The organism is Anaeromyxobacter sp. SG66 (assembly GCF_022690805.1).
Taxonomy (GTDB): Bacteria; Myxococcota; Myxococcia; order Myxococcales; family Anaeromyxobacteraceae; genus Anaeromyxobacter; species Anaeromyxobacter soli.
The window spans coordinates 1-3,426 of record NZ_JALCZC010000202.1; the positions used below are offsets into that span (position 1 = coordinate 1).

The following is a 3,426-nucleotide window of genomic DNA, read 5'->3' on the forward strand; positions in this document are numbered from 1 at the left end:
GGGACGAGCGCGAGGAGGAGCAGGAGCGCGGCCGCCGAGAGCTCGGCGGCGGAGGCGGCGCGATCCGAGCCGCCACGCGCCGCGTAGACGAGCCAGAGCGCGGGCACGCCGAGCGCGAAGCGGGCGCGCGGCCACTCCAGGGCGGCGACCGTGGCGATGCACACGAGCAGGCCCATCGCCACGTCGTGCAGGATCGGCCCGACCGCGCCGTACCCGAGCACGAGCGGCGCCAGCATGAGCGCGAGGCCCACCGCGAAGCTCGCCCAGCGCGCGTACATTCGAAGGGAAGGTGGCGGCGCGCCCGTGCTCTTTCAAGCCACGCTCGCCGGGCGGGCTGCTGGCGAGCCGACCGGGCGAGCGCATGCCATGCCGCCGGGATCGTGATCGGCGCGAGGCGCGCCCGGGCCCGCGCAGGGCTCCCGGTCGAAGTACCGGATACAACGCCCTGGCCCCCGTACCACTCGCGGGCGGAAGGACGTCCGCCGCAGCGCCGATATCGTGCGCAGCCGGAAATTGGGCGGGGTCAGGCCCCCCGGCTAGGATGCGCCGACTCCGACCGGTTCCGGCAGGATCGCGGCATGCCCCGCCGTCGAACGGACCGGTCGCGCCCGGACTCCGCCATGACCTACGCCGAGGAACGCGTCGCTTCCGAGATGGGCCGGGTGATGCTCGCGCTCTACCGCGCGGGGATGCAGGTCCGGCTCTGGCCCGACGCGCTGAAGGGGCGGGCGAGCGCCCGTATCGTCCCCGGCCCCTCCGCGAAGCGCCGCCGGGGCGAGGCCCCCCGCGCCGTGACGGGCGTGGGCGACTCGCCCCTCCAGGCCATCTACGCGGCCGTGGAGCGGATGAACGAGCGGTCGGGGGCCATCGTCGTTCCGCTCGAGTGATCCAGCGCGCGAGGCACCCGCGACGAAGACCTACGGGAAGAGCCCGTCGAGCTTCTTCTCGATGTCTTCCTGGACCTTCTGGCGCATCGAGCCGGGGATCAGCATCGGGAACTTGAGCTCGACGGTGACCTCCCCGTCGCGCACCTGGTACGCGCCAGAGACGCCCATCTTGGCGACCTTGCCCGTCTTCGACCCGCCGTCCTTCTGGTAGTCGAGCGAGAGCTTCTGGGCGATGCGCTCCATCACCTCGTCGACCTTCTCGTAGATCTCGCCCGCGCTCTTGCCCGGGTACTTCCTCGTGATCTGCGGCATCCGTTCTCCTGTCACTCGTCGATGTAGAGAGTTGGGTCGGTAACACCCGCCTCGTCAAACCCCTTCCGGCGCAGGACGCAGGCATCACACGCGCCACAGGCTCGTCCGCGGACGGGGTCGTAGCACGAGAGGGTGAGCCGGTAGGGAACTCCGAGCGAGGTCCCGAGCTTCACGATGCCCGCCTTGGTGAGCCGGAGCAGCGGCGCGTGGATTCGGAGCGGCCGTCCCTCCACGCCCGCCTTCGTCGCCACCTTCGCCAGGCGCTCGAACGCCCGCAGGAACGCCGGCCGGCAGTCCGGGTAGCCGGAGTAGTCGATGGCGTTCACGCCGACGAAGACGTCCTCCGCGCCGATCGTCTCGGCGTGCGCGAGCGCGAGCGCGAGGAGCACGGTGTTCCTCGCCGGGACGTAGGTGACCGGGATCTCGGGCGCCCCGCGGCGCTCTCTCCGCCGCTTGGGCACCGCGATCGCGGGATCCGTCAGCGCCGAGCCGCCGAAGGCCGAGAGGTCCACCTTGACGACCCGGTGATCGGCCGCGCCGAGGACGCGGGCGAGCCGCCGGGCGCGGGCGAGCTCGCCCTTGTGCCGCTGGCCGTAGTCCACCGAGAGGCAGTGCGCCTCGAAGCCGTCGCGCCGCGCGACCGCGAGGCAGGTCGTCGAGTCGAGGCCGCCGGAGAGGAGCACCACCGCGCGCTTCGTCTTCGTCATGAGGGCGGGGATTCTAAGCGACGGCCCCCGATTCGCGAGCACCTTCGGTGTCCGCGCGTGCCGCGCCCCGGCTCAGGGGGAGGGGGCCGACGTGAGCGCGTAGGTGGCCGCGCACGGCAGCGCACAGGAGCCGCAGTTCCCGGCGAGGTACTCGAAGCGCTCCTCGAGCGTGCCGGTGAACGTCGCCGCGGCGCCCTCGCCCGTGACGGTCCCGGTGACGTGCTCCACGGCCGACACCGAGCAGTTCGGGCCGCACCGGTCGAGCACCGCGAGGCCGGAGCTCGCCTCGAGCGTGTACGTCCCGTCCGCCGCGCGCGAGCCGTAGTACGTCGCGCCGCGACCGCCGGGGCACAGCGCCGCCGGCCAGCTGCCCGCGGCCGCCGGCTCGGCGGTGAGCTTCGCCTGGAAGCTCGCCACGATCCGCGTGGGCGGGTCCGTGACGGGCGGGACGGCGGTGCAGGCGGACTCCGGCGCGCCGTCGGGGAGCGAGACCTCGAGGCGGAAGCTGCCCACCGGCTCGCCCGGGCAGGTGCTCTCGCCCGTGTCCGAGCAGGCGAGGACCAGGCCGGCGAGGGCGGCGAGGACGGCGAAGCTCGTGCGGACCAGGCGGGTCATCCCAGCGCCGCGAGGCGCAGCTCGAGGAACGGATCGGAGAGGGCGAAGAGGGCGACGTCGCGCAGGTCGGCGAGCGCGAGCGCCCGCGCGGGCGCGGGCGGGCTCTCCACGAGCCTGCGGTCGGCGAGGAGCAGCGCGTGGAGCGCGGCGCCCGGGTCGCCGCAGCGCAGGAGCGCGACGCGGTTCGCGGTGCGACGGAGGGCAGCGGCGAGCGCGCGGGGATCCGTCGCCGCGAGCTCGCCGGAGGCGTCGCGCGCGAGCCTTCGGGCGTCCTCGCGGACCGACGGGGGGACGGAGAGCTCGAGCGCGGCGAGGAACGCGCCCGCCCGCTCCGGCGGGAGCCCCTGCGAGGGCGGGGAGCCGCCCGAGAACCGGCACGCGAGCTCGAGCAGGATCCCGACGTCGCGCGGCGCGAACTTCCCCGCGAGCGCCCAGCCGTGGCCGAGGAGATCCACGGCGCGCGCCGCCGCGAACGCGAGCGCGGCGGGCGCGAGCTTTTCGGCGCCGGCGGCCACGATGACCGAGGGCGGCTGCGTGTTCTCGAGCGCGATCCCCGCGCCGGGCGCGCCGGCGAGGAACGCCGCGAACGGGCGCCCGTGCAGCGCGCCGCGCGCCGCGTCGAGTGCGGCCCGGACCGCGGGACCGCGCGGTCCGACGAGCCGGTCTGCGGTCGTGACGCCGTGGCGGGCGAGGTCCGCAGGGAAGAGCGGCTCGAGGTACGGGGTGAGCAGCGCGAGGAGCCGCGCGAGCGGGCCGGTCGCGCCCGGGGCGGCGATGCGCTCGCGCAGCCCGGGCGTGACGGGCGCGAGGCGGGGTGCAGCGGCAGGCGTGGCGTCGCGGGCCGCGTCGCCGGTTCCGGCGGCGAACGCGGCGAGCGACGCGGCGAGCCGCGCGCGCTCCCCGAG

At 75.3% G+C, this 3,426-nt stretch carries 6 protein-coding genes; 1 reads left to right on the plus strand and 5 read right to left on the minus strand.

Annotated elements, in window-relative coordinates:
* Positions 1–278 (minus strand): hypothetical protein (locus tag MNZ39_RS23710; protein ID WP_242341546.1); only part of this gene is annotated, 278 nt, incomplete at its 3' end.
* Between the two features lie 300 nt (positions 279–578).
* Here MNZ39_RS23710 and MNZ39_RS23715 point away from each other — a divergent pair.
* The gene (locus tag MNZ39_RS23715) at positions 579–887 is read left to right on the plus strand and encodes a hypothetical protein (protein WP_242341547.1); all 309 of its coding nucleotides are present in this window, start codon (positions 579–581) and stop codon (positions 885–887) included.
* Positions 888–917: 30 nt separating this feature from the next.
* On the opposite strand, the gene MNZ39_RS23720 is transcribed toward MNZ39_RS23715, so the two are convergent.
* From MNZ39_RS23720 to MNZ39_RS23735, 4 genes are all read right to left on the minus strand, one after another.
* Positions 918–1,199, minus strand: coding sequence for a polyhydroxyalkanoic acid system family protein (locus MNZ39_RS23720; protein ID WP_242341548.1), 282 nt, complete (start codon positions 1,197–1,199; stop codon positions 918–920).
* An 11-nt stretch (positions 1,200–1,210) separates the two neighbouring features.
* Positions 1,211–1,906, minus strand: a complete 696-nt coding sequence (queC, locus tag MNZ39_RS23725; RefSeq protein ID WP_242341549.1) for a 7-cyano-7-deazaguanine synthase QueC — start codon at positions 1,904–1,906, stop codon at positions 1,211–1,213.
* 72 nt (positions 1,907–1,978) lie between these two features.
* Positions 1,979–2,521, minus strand: coding sequence for a hypothetical protein (locus MNZ39_RS23730; protein ID WP_242341550.1), 543 nt, complete (start codon positions 2,519–2,521; stop codon positions 1,979–1,981).
* Positions 2,518–3,426, minus strand: a 909-nt coding sequence (locus tag MNZ39_RS23735; RefSeq protein WP_242341551.1) for a hypothetical protein, incomplete at its 5' end; no start/stop codon positions are given. The genes MNZ39_RS23730 and MNZ39_RS23735, both read right to left, overlap by 4 nt.

Excerpts from the sequence above, each read along its gene's own strand:
- queC (WP_242341549.1), bottom strand. The coding sequence starts at position 1,906 with ATGACGAAGACGAAGCGCGCGGTGGTGCTCCTCTCCGGCGGCCTCGAC.
- MNZ39_RS23715 (WP_242341547.1), top strand. The coding sequence starts at position 579 with ATGCCCCGCCGTCGAACGGACCGGTCGCGCCCGGACTCCGCCATGACC.
- MNZ39_RS23730 (WP_242341550.1), bottom strand. The coding sequence starts at position 2,521 with ATGACCCGCCTGGTCCGCACGAGCTTCGCCGTCCTCGCCGCCCTCGCC.
- MNZ39_RS23720 (WP_242341548.1), bottom strand. The coding sequence starts at position 1,199 with ATGCCGCAGATCACGAGGAAGTACCCGGGCAAGAGCGCGGGCGAGATC.